The organism is Xanthomonas vesicatoria ATCC 35937, from assembly GCF_001908725.1.
Classification (GTDB): domain Bacteria; phylum Pseudomonadota; class Gammaproteobacteria; order Xanthomonadales; family Xanthomonadaceae; genus Xanthomonas; species Xanthomonas vesicatoria.
In genome coordinates, this window is sequence record NZ_CP018725.1 from 3,387,447 (window position 1) to 3,403,445 (window position 15,999).

General features: G+C 63.6%; 10 protein-coding genes and 1 tRNA gene. 5 read left to right on the plus strand and 6 right to left on the minus strand.

Annotated features, from left to right (window positions below; genetic code table 11):
* Positions 1-76: 76 nt before the first annotated feature.
* Positions 77-982 carry a 4-hydroxybenzoate octaprenyltransferase gene (gene ubiA / locus BJD12_RS14685; RefSeq protein ID WP_074059404.1) on the minus strand — a complete coding sequence of 302 codons (906 nt, stop codon included), beginning with the start codon at positions 980-982 and terminating at the stop codon, positions 77-79.
* 262 nt (positions 983-1,244) lie between these two features.
* Here ubiA and BJD12_RS14690 point away from each other — a divergent pair.
* Positions 1,245-1,321 (plus strand) — tRNA-Arg (locus tag BJD12_RS14690).
* 375 nt (positions 1,322-1,696) lie between these two features.
* On the opposite strand, the gene BJD12_RS14695 is transcribed toward BJD12_RS14690, so the two are convergent.
* Positions 1,697-2,590 carry a LysR family transcriptional regulator ArgP gene (locus BJD12_RS14695; protein ID WP_039426659.1) on the minus strand — a complete coding sequence of 298 codons (894 nt, stop codon included), beginning with the start codon at positions 2,588-2,590 and terminating at the stop codon, positions 1,697-1,699.
* 99 nt (positions 2,591-2,689) lie between these two features.
* Between BJD12_RS14695 and BJD12_RS14700 the strand changes: the two genes are divergently transcribed.
* Both BJD12_RS14700 and BJD12_RS14705 read left to right on the plus strand, forming a co-directional pair.
* Entirely contained in the window at positions 2,690-3,313 is a 624-nt protein-coding gene (locus tag BJD12_RS14700; protein WP_039426664.1) for a LysE/ArgO family amino acid transporter, read from the plus strand.
* A 341-nt stretch (positions 3,314-3,654) separates the two neighbouring features.
* A complete protein-coding gene (locus BJD12_RS14705) occupies positions 3,655-5,358 on the plus strand; it encodes a methyl-accepting chemotaxis protein (protein WP_164736027.1) in 1,704 nt (567 codons plus the stop codon).
* 127 nt (positions 5,359-5,485) lie between these two features.
* Here BJD12_RS14705 and BJD12_RS24630 read toward each other — a convergent pair whose 3' ends face one another.
* Both BJD12_RS24630 and BJD12_RS14715 read right to left on the minus strand, forming a co-directional pair.
* Positions 5,486-5,911 (minus strand): hypothetical protein, encoded by a 426-nt coding sequence (locus BJD12_RS24630; protein ID WP_074052619.1) that lies wholly within the window; start codon positions 5,909-5,911, stop codon positions 5,486-5,488.
* 482 nt (positions 5,912-6,393) lie between these two features.
* On the minus strand, positions 6,394-6,735 hold the full coding sequence (locus BJD12_RS14715) for an HPF/RaiA family ribosome-associated protein (RefSeq protein ID WP_039426475.1): 342 nt from the start codon (positions 6,733-6,735) through the stop codon (positions 6,394-6,396).
* A gap of 647 nt (positions 6,736-7,382) precedes the next feature.
* Between BJD12_RS14715 and BJD12_RS14720 the strand changes: the two genes are divergently transcribed.
* Entirely contained in the window at positions 7,383-9,806 is a 2,424-nt protein-coding gene (locus tag BJD12_RS14720; RefSeq protein ID WP_005994870.1) for a DUF3772 domain-containing protein, read from the plus strand.
* A gap of 102 nt (positions 9,807-9,908) precedes the next feature.
* Here the strand turns inward: BJD12_RS14720 and BJD12_RS14725 are convergent, their stop codons facing one another.
* Positions 9,909-12,017 (minus strand): phosphoglycerol transferase I, encoded by a 2,109-nt coding sequence (locus tag BJD12_RS14725; RefSeq protein ID WP_005994869.1) that lies wholly within the window; start codon positions 12,015-12,017, stop codon positions 9,909-9,911.
* Between the two features lie 744 nt (positions 12,018-12,761).
* Positions 12,762-14,408 carry an ABC1 kinase family protein gene (locus BJD12_RS14735; RefSeq protein WP_228860970.1) on the minus strand — a complete coding sequence of 549 codons (1,647 nt, stop codon included), beginning with the start codon at positions 14,406-14,408 and terminating at the stop codon, positions 12,762-12,764.
* A gap of 332 nt (positions 14,409-14,740) precedes the next feature.
* On the opposite strand from BJD12_RS14735, the gene BJD12_RS14740 reads away from it, so the two are divergent.
* Positions 14,741-15,682 (plus strand): DUF808 domain-containing protein, encoded by a 942-nt coding sequence (locus BJD12_RS14740; RefSeq protein ID WP_005992905.1) that lies wholly within the window; start codon positions 14,741-14,743, stop codon positions 15,680-15,682.
* Positions 15,683-15,999: the final 317 nt, after the last annotated feature.

Consider the following 15,999-nt stretch of genomic DNA (forward strand, 5'->3'; position numbering starts at 1 on the left):
GAGCGCGGCCGGTCATCACGTTGCGATGCTATTGAAACCCGGGCTCAACCCGCGACACGATTGCCCCATCTGCCCGTTAGCGCAGCGCCAACGCCGCGGCGATGCCGACGAAGATCGCCAGGCCTACCCAGTTGTTATGCAGGAAGGCCCGAAAGCAGGGGCCGCGTTCGCGGTGGCGGGCGATGCGGAATTCGTAGGCCACCAGCAGCGCTGCGATGCCCAGCCCAGTCCAGTAGGCGATGCTGAGACCGGCGCGCAAGCCCACCAGCACCAGGGCCGCGAACATCACGGCATACAGCACGCCTTGTGCGACCAGATCAAACTTGCCGAACAGGATGGCGGTGGATTTGCTTCCCATGCGGATGTCGTCGTCGCGGTCGACCATGGCGTACCAGGTGTCGTAGGCGGTTGCCCACAGGATATTGGCCGCGTACAACAGCCAGCCCAGCAACGGCACGCTGCCTTGTACCGCAGCAAAGCCCATCGGGATGCCCCAGCCGAAGGCCATGCCCAGGTAGACCTGCGGCAGGTGGGTGTGACGTTTCAAATAAGGGTAGCTCGCGGCCAGGAAGACGCCGGGCACACTCAGCGCCACGGTCAGCCAGTTGAGGCTGAGTACCAGCCCGAACGCCACCAGCATCAGCACCACGAACACCCACAGCGCTTCGCGTCCGGACACCGCGCCGGTGGCCAGCGGGCGCGACTTGGTGCGTTCTACATGGGGGTCCAGCCAGCGGTCGGCGTAGTCGTTGATCACGCAGCCGGCCGAGCGCGTCAACCAGACGCCGGCGGTGAACACGAACAACGTCCATAGCGGGGGCATGCCGTCCGCGGCCAGCCACAGCGCCCACCAGGTGGGCCAGAGCAGCAACAGGCTGCCGATCGGGCGATCGCCACGCACCAGCTTCCAATACTGCCCCAGCCGCTCGGACCACGTCAGCGCCGGCGCTGCGGGTGCCTGTTCCAAACCATGCTCGCTCATGCTGCAAAGGGTAGCAGCGCGCCCTGGATGCGGCCATGCAGATGCTGGCAGCAGGCCCCTCAAGACAGGTGAGCGTGCGTTCGCGCGCAGGTCTTGTACGGCTGCAAGGTCGCCCCTGACGCCGGCTTGGTCCGCCTGCCCGGGCAGGCGCACCCTCCCGGTTGCGGTGCGGAGCACGTTGGTACTCATGCCCCGGGCGGCCGCCGCCGGGGGACGCAAGCATCACGCGGGTGACGCAGGTTCTGGCATAATGCGCGGCCAGGCGCTCGTAGCTCAGCCGGATAGAGTAGTGGCTTCCGAAGCCATTGGTCGGGGGTTCGAATCCCTCCGGGCGCACCAGATGACCCCTCCGGGGACGTCCAAGCAAGTCCAAAACCCCCGAGAAATCGGGGGTTTTTCGTTGCCTGCGTCGCCTCCGGGCCCATCTCGATTCGCTGAGATTTCGGCTATTCGGGGGGCATGAGGCACTTGCGGCAGCCCGGATGCTTGATGTCCCCGGGGTGACGCCGTCCGCAGTGCGAAACCACGCACCACTCCGGTGAGGCCTTGCATGAAGGGCCATGAGTCGAGATCTTGCCGGACGCGGAAGACTCCCGCCCTGAAGGATCGGTTCGGCAGCAGATGCCAGTAGCGCTAGAGCGCGATTAACCCAAGGCGGGCTGGGCGCCAGGAATCCACCCTGCAGGCTTCGGTGCAAGGCGCGATATCTGGAACCTAGTTCATGTGCGCCTTCGCCGCTTCAACGAACGCACCGCTGATGGCCTGAAGCGTTGACGAGCGCACCGCGGAGTGTTGCCAGTAAAGCGGCACATCGATCGGTCGATCTTGATCCAAGATCACCACCTGCTTTGCAGCGACGGCCTTTTTGATAAGCGCTTCCGGCGCCAAGCACCAGCCAAGCCCCAATCGGGCTGCGTCGACGAACCCGGTGGAGGAGGGGAGATAGTGCACCGGGGGGCTGATCTTGGCTTTTGTCACGCGCCTGACAAAGCGCCATTGCAGTGCGTCCTTTCGATTGAAGATCAGCATGGGGGCCTTGCCCAGGCCTGCAGCGTTCATGCCTTGAGGAAAATGCGTCTTTACAAACTGCGGCGAAGCAATCGCGCGGTAGCGCATTGCTCCCAGCGCGACGACATTGCACCCCTTCAAAGGATTTGCCTGAGAGGTGACCGCACCAAGCACGGCGCCGTCGCGCAGCATTGCCAGCGTGTGATCTTGATCGTCGACCCGGACATCAAACAGGTAGCCGTGTGTCCGATGAAGAAGCGACAGGGCGTCTAGGACCCACGTTTGCAGCGAGTCGTCGTTGACCGCCAGGGCCACGGCAATGCTGAAGAAGGGGCCGCTCTTCTCCGGGTGCAGGTCAGCCAGCGCCTCTGCCTCCAAGATCTTCATCGGTTGGAGACGTTCCAGTAGCCGCTTGCCGGCTGGCGTCGGCTGGCAGGGGGCTTGTCGCACCAAGAGTACTTGACCCAGTCGATCTTCCAGAGCTTTGACGCGCTGCGATACAGCTGACGGCGTGACCGAAAGCTTCTTGGCAGCTGCATCGAAGCTGCCTTCATCCAGCGCCGCAGAAAACGCGGCCAGCTGTGGGTGGATCAGATCCATCGCTCGCTCCATTAGAAATTCTGCTGTGGGCGCTGAAATATTAGCTTTTCTGATTTCGGTGTGCGGTGCACGATGCGCTTCCCCTTTGTGGAGACCGCCATGCTTCTGTCCGCCCTCGTCTCCGGTTTTATCGCTGCTGCGGGCCTCATTGTGGCGATTGGAGCCCAAAACGCTTTTGTCCTGCGTCAAGGGTTGCAACGCAGCCATGTGGGTCTGGTGGTCCTGGTTTGCATGCTGGGAGATATCGTTCTGATCATTGCTGGCGTGGCCGGGATCGGTGCGTTGGTCCACCAGTGGCCCTGGCTGCTGCAGCTTTTGCGGTTTGGAGGCGCAGCCTTCCTTGCCGTGTACGGATTCATGGCCGTTCGACGGGCAGTGACAGGAGGCAGTGAACTGGCGCCAGCCAATGCCCCCAAGCAGCACTGGCGCCCTGTGTTACTCACTGCAGCGGCCTTTACTTTCCTCAACCCGCACGTATACCTGGACACCATGGTGCTGCTCGGAAGCCTTTCCACTCGTTATCCCGCTGAAACACGTTGGGCATTTGCTCTGGGTGCGTGTTGCGCCAGCGTGATGTGGTTCAGCGCTCTCGGGTTTGGTGCCCGATTACTGCTTCCTGTATTTCGAAACCCCGGTGCATGGCGCGTCCTTGACACGCTCATGGCGCTTTTCATGTTTGCTCTGACTCTGTTGCTGCTGTTGAAGCCCTTGACACTCGCTTGATGTTGCGTGGGAAGAACATCTATCTGCACCGGATCCAGAGCTCTCATCGATGCTGGCCATGGAAGCCGTAGACCTGGCGATCTCATGCTGTGCGGGCGGACAGACCGGTTGCCAGTTTGAGCACCGATATCCCGCTGTACGTCGGTTGGCAAACGGCGGCTGACTGTAGAGCAAGTCATGCGCAGTGCGCCTTTCAGAAATTTGCATGCATGGCCGCTAGCGGTTGTCTCAGTTCAGAAGAAGGGACAACCATGTTTTTTGCCAAGACGCGTCACGCCGAACAGTGGAACCGCGCGCTGGACGCGCTGCTTCACTCCGGTGAGCCACGCTGGCCGGCCACCATGCCGGGGACCGTTGCCAAGCGTCTTGGAGACGAAATGGAGGTGCTGAGGCGGGAGCGCGATGCCGCGAAGGCTCAGGCAGAGCAGGTGGCGCGTGCATTGCGGCATCTGGAGGGACGCTTCGAACTGGTCGCCGACAGCACCACCGATGGCCTGTGGGACATCGGGATTGTGGCGGGCGATCCTGCCCATCCCGATAACCCGGTCTGGTGGTCCCCACAGATGCGGCGGCTGCTAGGTTTCGCCTCTGAGCACGATTTCCCCAACGTGCTGGATAGCTGGGTAGAGCGACTGCACCCCGAGGATCGGCAGCGCACGTTCGACGCCTTCGCTGCGCATCTGACCGACCGCAGCGGCGGCACGCCTTACGATGTCGAAAACAGATTGCGCGTGACGTCGGGCGAGTATCGGTGGTTCCGCGCATTCGGCACCACCACCCGCGATGTCAATGGGACACCTTTGCGGGTTGCCGGATCGCTGACCGACATCGCTGAGCGACGCGAGCGTGAGCACTTCCTGGATATCACCCTGACCCGGTTCGAGCTCGGTTCGCAGATGCTCAACGATGGCCTGTGGGACATGAGCGTGATTGCGGGCGACCCGATCAATCCCAGCAACGAGTTCTGGTGGTCGCAGCAGTTTCGCCATCTGCTCGGGTTCGAGAACGAACAGGAGTTTCCGAATGTGCTCGACAGCTGGGCGTCTCGCCTGCATCCGGAGGACAAGGCTCGCTCGCTCAACGCATTTGCAGCGCATCTGAACGATCGTAGCGGCCGCACCAAGTTCGACATCGAATACCGGCTGCAGTTGAAGAACGGCCAATACCGCTGGTTCCGGGCGCGCGGCCTGACCAAGCGTGCTGCCGATGGCACGCCGTTGCGCGCGGTCGGTGCATTGATGGACATCCAGGCCGGGCGGCAACTGGGCGATGTGGCCCAGACCTTGAGCACAGCGGCCGGCGAGATTGTGCGCAGTAACGACGATCTGTCACGCCGTACCGAACAGCAGGCCGCGGCGCTGGAAGAAACAGCCAGCTCGATGGAGGAGATGACCAGCATCGTGCGTCAGAACGCCGAAGGGGCACGACAGGCCAATACCTTGGCCAGTGGTGCCGCCGACACCGCCCGGCGTGGTGGTGAGCTGGTCGATGGTGTAGTCAATACGATGACGCAGATCCAGACCTCCTCCCGCAAGATCGGCGAGATCATCACGGTCATCGATGGCATCGCGTTTCAGACCAACATCCTCGCCTTGAATGCGGCTGTCGAAGCGGCGCGCGCCGGTGAACAGGGACGTGGCTTTGCAGTTGTGGCATCGGAGGTGCGTAGCCTGGCGCAGCGTTGCACCACTGCGGCGAAAGAGATCCGCGACCTGATTGCCGAGTCGGTCGCAAAGGTGGGCCAGGGTGCGGAGCAGGTGGAGGTAGCCGGCCAGACCATGCAGGAGCTGCTGGTTTCGGTGAAGGAGGTCAACCAGATCATGGGCAATATCGCCGCAGCCAGCAGCGAACAGAGTGCGGGCATCGAGCAGATCAACCAAAGCATCATCCAGATGGACAGCGCGACGCAGCAGAATGCCTCGCTGGTAGACACCATGGCCGCATCGGCTCGCTCGTTGGAAAATCAGGCCACATTGCTGGTGCGAAGCGTGGCCGAACGCGGGCGCGGTGCGGAAGCGACGCCTGCGCTGGCGCTCGCGAGCTAGCTCAGATACCGGCCTCGCCGCCATGTGTTCCGTCTGTCTTTGTCAGCGGGGCACCTTGGTGGAGGGCCGGCGCCTCTCTCCATCAGCCGGTCGCGGGGCAGTGTTTGGCATGCACACAAACGCTGCGCTAGCGGCCGCCTTGAAAAGTGAAAGTGAAACGAGCAGCGGACGATGGGGCCGCCTGCTCGGTGACGGGCACGGGCGTGGCTTCCACTAACGTCAACAGGCCATCGGCGACCGGGACCGGAACACCTAAGGTGAGATCGACCTGCTTGGACCAGGCGCCACCGCTTACGGTTGTCCTGACGATCAGCCGACCGGCATGGATGCATTGAACGTTAGCCGGGCATCGGCTGTCTTCAATGACGCGATCAGGGCGCACCTTGGGCCCGTCGACCGCTGCTACCTCTCCCAGCCGGACAGGCCCTTCGACAGGCTGGCTAATGCTAGGCCTGGAACCCATGCATCCAGCAAGTGAGGCTACCAACAGCGCTGCACCTATCTGGGCGGGCAGTCGATGCGCCAGGCCAGTTGTTGATCGATCGGTTTCCATGCTCAGAGGCAACGCCGGAGACGCGCCGAGTGTCCCACAGGTTGGCTGAGGCGCTCAAACTAACGATCGGGCAACAGTGTATGAAGCGCAGTGCGCACAAGCACTCGGATGCAGGACTGTCGCCCATCCCCGTTTGATGAGGCGGCGCAATCGATAGCGCCATCGTGCTCTGATGAGTCTTGTTACTACGTTTGTGTGGCAGCACAACATTGGCCCGCTCTCGAATCGCGGGTCAGGCAATTCGACCTTGATGTCGCGCCGTTACGATTCTTGCTTGCTGCCTTCTGCCGCATCGCTTTGAATGCGTCATTGGCGACACGTTGAAGCCATGCAGCAATGCCATGCGGTCTATGTGTACCTAAGCGGTTTGATTGCTGGCAATTGCAATGGCTGGCCGCCAGCTGAGGCCACATTGCCGCCGTCACTACATCACGCTGGAGCTCGCTTGAGGCAGGGCGCGCACGCCCCGCCTGCGAAGCGCATCAGAGGCTATCGGGAACCGGTGCAGTGGCTCTGGCATGCTGCTTGCCGCGCGCGTGTTCGATGGCGGTCCGCAGCTTGCGGGCCGCGCCGGTGACGGCGGAGGCGGTTGTTTCGGCGCTGTTGGTAGCGGCGATCGGCGGAAGGCCCGCGACATGTGCTTCGATACTGCAGGTTCGATCCGCTGCGCCGCCGCGCTGGCCATTCTCGTCGCGCAAATGCACGTCGACGCGGGTGATGTCGTTGGCAAAATGCGCCAGCTGGGCGGTGCAGGTCTTCTCGACATGCTGCACGACGGATGGGTCATGCGGCACGTGCTTGTCGGTCTGGATCTGAATCTGCATGGAGTTCTCCTTCGCGGTCATCCGCTGCGTCTGCCGCAGCGGTGATCCGATTCTGCGTCAGTCCGGTGTTGCCGCAAGGTGACAAACCGCCGCATGTTCATGCGCTGGTTGGCTGGATGGAGGCAATGCCGGTGCGCAGGGCGGAGCGTTGGATGGCTCGCACGCCACATGTCAGCGGCAGTGGGATTGCGTCTTGCGGGATGCAATGTGGTGGAGCAAGGCGGAACGGCGTGGTGCGTGGCAGCAATTCATTTCATTGCGGACGTGGAGTGCTGGCCCGCTGTCGACGCCCTGCCGCAGGCAGGGAGCAGGCGGCAATGGTCGTCGGTCAGGTGATGCGTCAACGCCAGCGCTGGCGACAGGTGGCAGCGAGTAATCGGCAAGCGGCAGGCGGTCCGGGACGGGCGATGCTGCTGCGTTGCTGACGCCCCGGTTTGCGTCGGGGCAGGCCTCCCGGACGTACATGTGTGCTGGCGCGAGCTGCTGTCGCGCGCTGCTGCGCTCGCGTTTGCATGAATCGCGGCCACGTCGGCAATCGGATTGCTGGAGGCGTTGGCTTAAGATGCCGCCACCGCGCGGCCCTGCGCTTGTCCGATGCCAGTCCTGTGTCCCGATTTCGTTCTGTGTCATATGTCCGTTCGAGTGCGTTGTTGCATGTGCTGCTGTGCTGGGGCCTGTGGCTGGCCTTGGCCGGCGGCGTGCTCGCTCAGGACCAGGACTCACTGCTGAAGAGCGCCCAGACGCAACTGGACAACGCGCAGAAGGTGCTCGATCAGGGCGAGGCCGGGTTGAAGAAAGTCGATACCGACAGCCTACGCAAGCTGACCGACTCAGTGGCCGGGGTACAACGGCAGGCGCAGGAGATTGCACGTCAGCTGGATCCACCGCTCAAGCAAATCAGTTCGCAGCTGGCAGGCTTGGGCGAAATGCAGCCAGGCGAAGCGGCCGATCTTAAGAAGCAGCGCGAAGCGTTAAAGAAAGAAAAAAACGCGTTGGATGCAGAATTCAAGCGCGCCAATCTCCTGGATTCCCAAGCCCGCGAGCTTGCCGATCGCCTGGAACAAAAACGCGCGCAACTGTTCAGTGTGCAGCTGTCCACACGCGTGGCCTCACCACTGTCGCCGGTACTGTGGGCGCAGATCGTGCAGCAATGGCCGGATGACCGCACCCGTCTGCGCGGCGTGTACGACGATGCAGTCCAGGCGGTGCGCACCGCTACGGCTGCCAACGGTGTTGGCAGCCTGGTGACTGGCCTGGCAATCGCGCTGCTGCTGGCCTTCCCGCTACGCATTTTTCTGCGGCATCTGGGGCGGCGCTATGCAGCGTCGCGTGCGCCGGGCGGGCGGTTGCGACGGTCCGGCCTGGCGCTGTGGTTCCTGCTGGTCGGCACGCTCAGCCTGGGCATGGCGGCATGGGCGCTGTCCGAAGGCGTTCGTACGAATGCCCAGGTGTCGGCCGATCTGGACGAGTTGCTGGGTGCGTTCGTCTTCATCAGTTTCCTTGCGGCGTTTGTCGGCTCGCTCAGTGCCAGCCTGCTGATGAAGCACCAACCCACCTGGCGACTGTTCCCGCTGGATGATGCCACCGTTGATCGCCTGCGCGTGCACTGCCTGGCCACCGCTGCGGTGAGCTGGTTCAGTGGCATGGCGATGAAGCTCAACGAGGTGGCGCGCACCAGTAGCGCCGCCACCACCGCAACCGACGCGGTGGCGGCATTGTTGTACGCCGGCTTGATCCTCTCGGCACTTGCCGGCCTGAGCCTGTCGTTGCGCGCGCGCGCCGCCAGCGCCGGAGCCGCCATCGCCGATAGCAGCGAGCCGCCACCGGTGGTCTCGCGCGGCGGCGGGGTCATCGTGCTGATCCGCTTGCTCGGACATGTCGCAGTGATCGTGTCGCTGCTGGCAGCGTTGTTCGGCTATCTCAATCTGTCGCTGTTCATTGCGCGCCAGATCATTTGGATCACGCTGATCTGCAGCGTGCTCGGTTTGCTGGTGGTGTTTGCCGACGACCTGCTGACCTGGGTCTTCAGTCCGGACGGACGCTTCAGTCGCGCGCTTTCGCACGCCTCGGGCATGGGCAGCGCACGACTGCTGCAGCTGGGGCTGCTGCTGTCTGCCGTCGTACGTGTCGTGTTGATCCTGCTGGGCATCGCCGCGCTGATCACTCCTTATGGCGCCAATCTTTCTGCGGTCACCGGCTGGGCCGAGAACGTCTCCCACGGCATCGAAATCGGCAAGGAGCTCACCATCACACCCGCCGCGGTCGTGCGCGCGCTGCTGGTGTTCGTGCTGGGCCTGGGTGTGGTGCACATGGTGCAGCAGTGGCTGCTCAATACCTATCTGCCCAAGACCGAGCTCGATGCCGGCGCGCGCAATTCGATCAGCACGGTGGCGCGCTATCTGGGCTGGTTGGTGGTGGCGGTATGGGGGCTGACCGCGCTGGGGCTGGACCTGAAGCGCTTGGCATTGGTGTTGAGCGCGTTGTCGGTGGGTATCGGCTTCGGTCTGCAGGCAATCACGCAGAACTTCGTGTCCGGGCTGATCTTGCTGGCCGAGCGGCCGGTCAAGATCGGCGATTGGGTGCGGATTGGCGACCAGGAGGGTGACGTGCGCAAGATCAGCGTACGCGCGACCGAAATTCAGGTGGGCGATCGTTCCACCCTGATCGTGCCCAACTCGGAGTTGATCACCAAGAGCGTGCGCAACATGACGCTGTCCAATCCGATGGGGCGGGTGCAGCTGCAGTTCTCGGTGCCGTTGGAAACCGATGTGGCGAAGGTGCGCGACATGTTGCTGGGCTTGTTTGCCGAACATGCCAAGGTGCTGGCCGAGCCGGCGCCCTCGGTGTTCATCGACTCGCTGGCCGGTGGGCACGTCAACTTCAATTCGTTCGCCTATGTCAGCAGTCCACGCGACTCGTATGGCGTGCGCAGCGAGTTGTTCTTTGCGTTGCTGCAGCGCATGGAGCGCGCAGGCGTCGCGCTGCAGTCGCCGCAGGAAATCCGTTTCAGTCGCGCCGGGGTGGCGGTGGCGCGCGATAGTGGCGAGGATGCGCCGTCAGAGCAGCAGTGATGCGGCGTGTGCATCCTGCGTTACGTAGGATGCGCCGGCGCGCACTGGACATCGCCGGCAAGGCTGCATCGCGCGTCGGCGCGCTCCTGTCAGGCAAATGCGTTACGAGCGGTCGGCCACCGGTGTGTCCTTGACCAGTGCCAGATCGTCGACGCTGACATCTTCGGTGTAGTCGAGCCAGGCGCGGATTTCCAGATCTTCCACCGCATGCTCCAGCCCCACCGGCATGCGGATGCGTCCTGCGGCATCGGGCACCACCCACTGCTGGGCCAGCACCACTTTGCGTTCGGACGACACCGCTTCCACCCAGAACGCGCGGGTGGGGCGACGTTTGGCGTAGAGCTCGAGCATGTAGCGGCCGGCAGCGGTCTTGCGCGCGGACTGGGTGAGCATGATCGGCTGGCGCACGCGTGGGCGCGGGCCTTGCGGTGTGGCCTCCAGCGGCGCATCGACGGCAATGCCGCGGGTCAGGTCCGGGTCGCGGTAGAGCTTCATGCTTTGCCGGCGATCGACGACCAGCGCGCACCAGTCGCCATCGGCCGAGCCATCCTCGAACGCGGTGCAGCGGTCCACATAGGCCAGCGTGCCGTTGCTGTGGGTACGGTCGAACTGACGCGAGGTGTTCTCCAGATACACCGTTTTCAGATTAGTGTCTTCGTCGTATTCGAGCAGCACCGGCGGGCGCACCTGTTGCACGCCCACCACCACATCGCCATTGCCGTTGACGCGTAGCATGCGTGTGCTCTGCCCGGTCCACAGCGTGCGTGCGAAGGCGAGGTAACGCGGGTAATCCTTGCCGCTGTCGCGGCTGGCGGCGACGCTGGCGCTGGGCGGTGCATCGCCGGCAAGCAGCGAGCGACCGAAGCCCAACGTGCGCATGCCCGGCTCGAGCAATTGCAGCAACGTAGCACCGGAATCGAGCGTGCTGCCCGCGCGCGTGACCACCTGTTGCGGTGCAATGCCCCTGCCGAGGAACAACAGCAGGTTTTCACGCTTCTGCTTGGCGAGTACATCGCTGAGATCATTGGGCATCGCCAGATGATCGGAGGCGATCACGATGATGGTGTTGTTGCCGTAACGGCTGTTGCGGATACGCGCGACCAGCTCGCCGATCAGGCGGTCGCTGCATTTGATTGCGTGCAGCAGACCGATATCGCCCAGCGCGCTGTCGTAGTGCTGTCCCTTGCACGCCAGCGGCAGGTGGCCAGCCGGGTGATGGGTGTCCATGGTCAGCGTGGTCAGCATGAAGGGCTGGCCGGCGCGCGACAGCGTCTGGAAGCTGTCCCAGGCATCGTCCAGCAACACGTCGTCGTGCACGCCCCAGGCGGAAAAGTGCTTGGGCGCTACGCCTTTGTCGCGGAAGTGCTGTACGTCGTGGACCACATCGAAGCCATGGCTGGACAGGAAGCGGCCCTTTCCGGCAAAGCTGGCGTCGGCACCGCCCACGTAATGATTGCGGTAGCCCTGATCCTTGAGATAATCGCCCAGACAGCGCGCTTCGGGCAGGAACATGCCCATGCGATCCATGCTGTTTTCATCTCCCGGCGCGGTGGTCAGCGGTACGCCGCACATCGAGGCCACCATGCCGGCGATGGTCCAGCCGCTGCCTTCGGTGGAGGTGAGGTTGCGTACGTCCACCGCTTCGGTGGCCAGCGCGCGCAGGTTGGGGGTCAGGCCGGGGAAGACCGATTCGTCGAAGTAGGTGCGCTCCAGGCTTTCGCCGTAGATCCAGACGATGTTCTTGCGTTTCTGCAGCGGTTGCTGCGGCACTAGGTATTCCGGCACCACGGTGGCGTAATCGACCGGGCGCAACTGGTAGTACAGCCGTTTGCCATCGCGATACAGCGGGCTCACCACAATGCTGATCAATAGCATCGTCAGGAACGAGGCGAACACCACACCGCCGCCGCGCAGGCGCCGGAAACGCCGCACTCGGACCAGGATGAGCGGGCTCAAGGACAGCAACAGCATGCCGATGAACACAGCGATATAGCCTGAGAAATCGCTAACGCCGGCACCATCCATGTCTGCACGCAAGTGGTAGAGCGTGGCCGCATTGATGCCGTCGCCGCTGAGCCGGTCGATCAAGCCCCAGGCGCTGAGCAGCAGCAAAAACAGACAGAGCAGGCCGGCCTTGAGCCACGCCAGACGGGGCGAAGCGACCAACAGCCACAGCAACAGCAACAACGAAACCAACAACATCCAATGCATGCGCAGCGTCCGTGGGGGAATGGTGCGAGCGCGTACCGGACGCCTTGCTCGCCATGTCCTGTGCGTCACCTGCAATGTGACACCCGGATGACGAACTATGCCGCGCTGAAGCTGACTGAAATGTTTGTTGCGTTGGGGTATGGGCTTGATGCGTGTTCGATGCGGGTGTGTCCGCGCGCATGCGGTGTTGCTTGGGATCGCTGCGGGGGGGGGGCGTGCGTGGTGATCCAGGCCATTGGCAGTGAGCGCTGGCAGGGCGAGGTGCAATGCGCTGTGCATAATATTTCTGCCGTGCGTGGGCATGGCCGGCGGCCGATGATCGAGATCGCGTGCTGTGTCGGGTTCGGTTTTTACCAGTCGGCGCGATGGGTTGCATCGCTAGCGAAGTGCGTGCGGCTGTACGCGCCTCTGAGGGTGTGTGGCAGTTGTGTCATGCGGTCGATGCATTGCTGAGCGGCTTCGCCCCGTACCCTCACCCCAACCCCTCTCCCGTGGGGAGAGGGGCTTCCGTGTTCGAGGTCTTCGTTGCTGCGTTCACGACACCCATGAGGGCATGCGTCCGTTGGTGTCGATCATGCGGACTGGACCTACTCAGCCGACGTAATCGCCAACATTCAGTCACCAACATCCATCTCCAGCCACCGAGATCGCCTAGCAGCGTTCGTCCATGTGCGTCCGTCCTGGCTCGTCTGCACTCAATCAGTGCGGCTAACGTCTGCCAGTAGCTAGCATCGCCGCCGCAAGCTAGCGGTGCCCGCGCTCTTCGCGTGCACGCACGCGGCGGTCGAACAGCAGCGCACTAAGCACGATGCCCAGACCCAAAAAGACGCCGAGCAGGAACAACACCATCGCGATTGCCGGGTAGCCCCACAGTTTCAGGCCGGTTTCGATGCGCATCATCTGTGCCGAGGCCATGATCAGCGCAGCGGTGACGATACCGGCCGCAACCCGGTTGGCGATCTTCTGCAGGCTTTCCATCAGATGCGATTCTTCCAGCCCGGTGACGCGCATCTGCAGGCGGTTCTCTGCGGCCAACGACAGGATCTCGGACATGCGGCGCGGGCCTTCGCGCACTAGATGCTGCAGTTCCATCGCTTCGCTGGCCAGATTGGCAGCAGACAGCGACTTTTTCAGTCGCGCGCGCATGACATGCTGCAGGTGACGTTCAACGATGCGCCGCGTATCCAGGCTGGGCGACAACGCGCGGGAGACGCCTTCCAGATTCAGCAGGGTCTTGCCGAGCAGGCTCAGTTCCGGCGGCGTGCGCAACCCATTGGCGGTGGCGATGCGCACCAGATCCAGCACCACGCGGCCTTCAGAGGTGGTGTCGTGCGCCGCGTAGCGCGCGATCATCTGCCCGGTTTCGCGCTGGTATCGGTCTTCGTCGTAATCCTCCAGCCGCGTACTGAGCGCGATGGTCTCTTCGGCCACTTCTTCGCCACGCCCGTCGACGGCGGCAAACAATAACTTCAGCAACCGCTCGCGCAGCCGCGGTGGCACATGCGCCACCATGCCCAGGTCGAAGATCGCCAGCCGCCCGTCCTGCAGCACACGCAAGTTGCCCGGATGCGGGTCGGCATGGATTTCGCCATGCACGAACATTTGATCCAGATAGCCCTTGACCAGCTCCGCAGCCAGGTTATCCATCGGCTGCTCGGTGCGACGCAGGCCGGAGATCTTATCCACGCGCACGCCTTCGGCCAGCTGCATGGTTAGCACCTTGCGGCTGCTCAGATCCCAGATCGGTTGCGGCACCCACAGCAACGGAAACGGCTTGAGGTGCTTGCCAAAGCGCACCAGCGTTTCGGCTTCGTCTTCGTAATTGAGTTCGGCGCGCAGGGTCTTGCCGAACTCGCCCAACCAGTCCGCAAAACGCACGCGACGACCGATGCCGGTGAGCCGGTCGGCGGCGGTGGCAAAGCTCCTGAGCACGTCCAGATCCGACCGTACCTGCGCGGCGACTTCGGGCTTTTGCACCTTGATCGCTACCGGCGTGCCGTCGCGCAATGCGGCGCGGTGCACCTGCGCCAGCGAGGCGCACCCCAGCGGCACCGGGTCGAAGAACGAGAAGGCCTTGTTGACCGATACGCCGAGTTCTTCCTCGATGATCTGGCGGATGCGCTCCACCGGCACCGAGCTGGTGTTCTCCTGCATGCGCTCCAGCGCGGTGGCGAACTCCGGCGGCACGATGTCCGGGCGCGTGGACAACATCTGACCCAATTTGACGAAGGTGGGGCCAAGCGATTCCAGGTCGGAGACAAACTGGTCCGGTGTGCCTTCGGCAGGTACCTCGTACTCGTTGATGGCGGCCGGATCCAGATTCATGCCGGCAAATACACCCGACCCGCGATACCGCAGCAGCAGGCGCAGGATCTGCGTGCGCCGGCTCATGCCACCCACCACGGCGTGGTCGGCCGCGTGCGCGGCAGTGGCCGGGGTGCGGTGCGGGTCATTCGGACTCAAGGCCTTCTCCGGGGCGTCATGCGAGCGATGAGTGTGGCCAGCGCCGGGTCGTCAGCCGGTGAACCCGGGCGCGCGGTTCCAGTGTTGCGAGCGCTGCCGGTGCCAATGCTGGCGCATGTCCGGCCAGGGGCGGCAATGGCGGCAATCGCCCGGCAACAGCGCCCAACGACCGCGCATTGGCGGGGCCATCACCCCATCCGGGCGCGGGATCGGCGAGAATTCACATTCACCCCCGCACGACCACCACGAAGGACCTCCGCATGGCCGGTGCCAGCCTGTTCACCCTGCTCGACGACATCGCCACCCTGCTGGACGACGTTTCCATCCTGACCAAGGTTGCGGCCAAGAAGACCGCTGGCGTGCTGGGCGACGATCTGGCGCTCAACGCACAGCAGGTGACCGGCGTCAGTGCCGACCGCGAATTGCCGGTGGTGTGGGCGGTGGCGAAGGGGTCGTTGGTCAACAAGGTGATCCTGGTGCCGGCGGCGTTGGCGATCAGCGCGCTGGAAGCCTGGTTGCGCGGACGCGGCTACAACGTGCCTTTGGTGATGCCGCTGATGATGATCGGCGGCGCCTACCTGTGCTTCGAAGGCGTGGAGAAGCTGGCGCACAAGTTCCTGCACGACGAAGAGGAAGACGCACAGCGGCATGCCGAGCGCACCCGTGCGCTGGCTGACGAACAGGTCGATGTGGTGGCGCTGGAGAAAGACAAGGTCAAGGGCGCGATCCGCACCGACTTCATCCTGTCCGCGGAGATCATCGTGCTGTCGCTGGGCGTGGTGGCGGGCGCATCGTTCGGGCAGCAGGTGGCAGTGCTGGTGGCAATCGCCCTGGCGATGACCGTGGGGGTCTACGGCGTGGTTGCAGCGATTGTGAAACTCGACGATCTGGGCCTGTACCTGACCCGCAAGGGCGCCTCGCTGGCAGCGCTCGGCCGCGGCATTCTGGTCGCTGCGCCGTGGCTAATGAAGTTTCTGTCGGTGGCCGGCACGCTGGCGATGTTCCTGGTCGGCGGCGGCATCCTGGTCCACAACATTCCTGTGCTGCATCACCTTGTCATGGATCTGGCCAAGTCGGCTGCCGGCATGGGCTGGCTGGTCGAAGCCCTGGGCAACATGCTGGTCGGGGTGGTCGCCGGCGCGGTGGTGCTGGCAGTGGTCACCGGGTTTCAGAAGCTGCGCGGCAACAAGGCCGCGCACTGAGGGCTGGCTGCATTGCCGATAAGGCGGTGGCACCTGCGATGCTGGTGTCCGACCCTGCGGTGACGATGGGGCCGAAGAGGTGAGTTGGCTCAGTTCGCGGCGCGGTGGTGATCCTGATCGCCACGTTTCATTCCCGACGGTGACAGTTTGGCTTCGTCCGTGGTGCGTAGGCGCGTAAGCAGTGCGCTATGCATTCCTCCCTGGGGCAAGACGTGCTGCGGGCTGGCATCTGCAGGCGGTAGCGACATGCAGCCGGGATCAACCAACCTGGTTGCGGTGGTCTGTCGCATTCGATCAAGGCTGACCCTTGGCGGCGG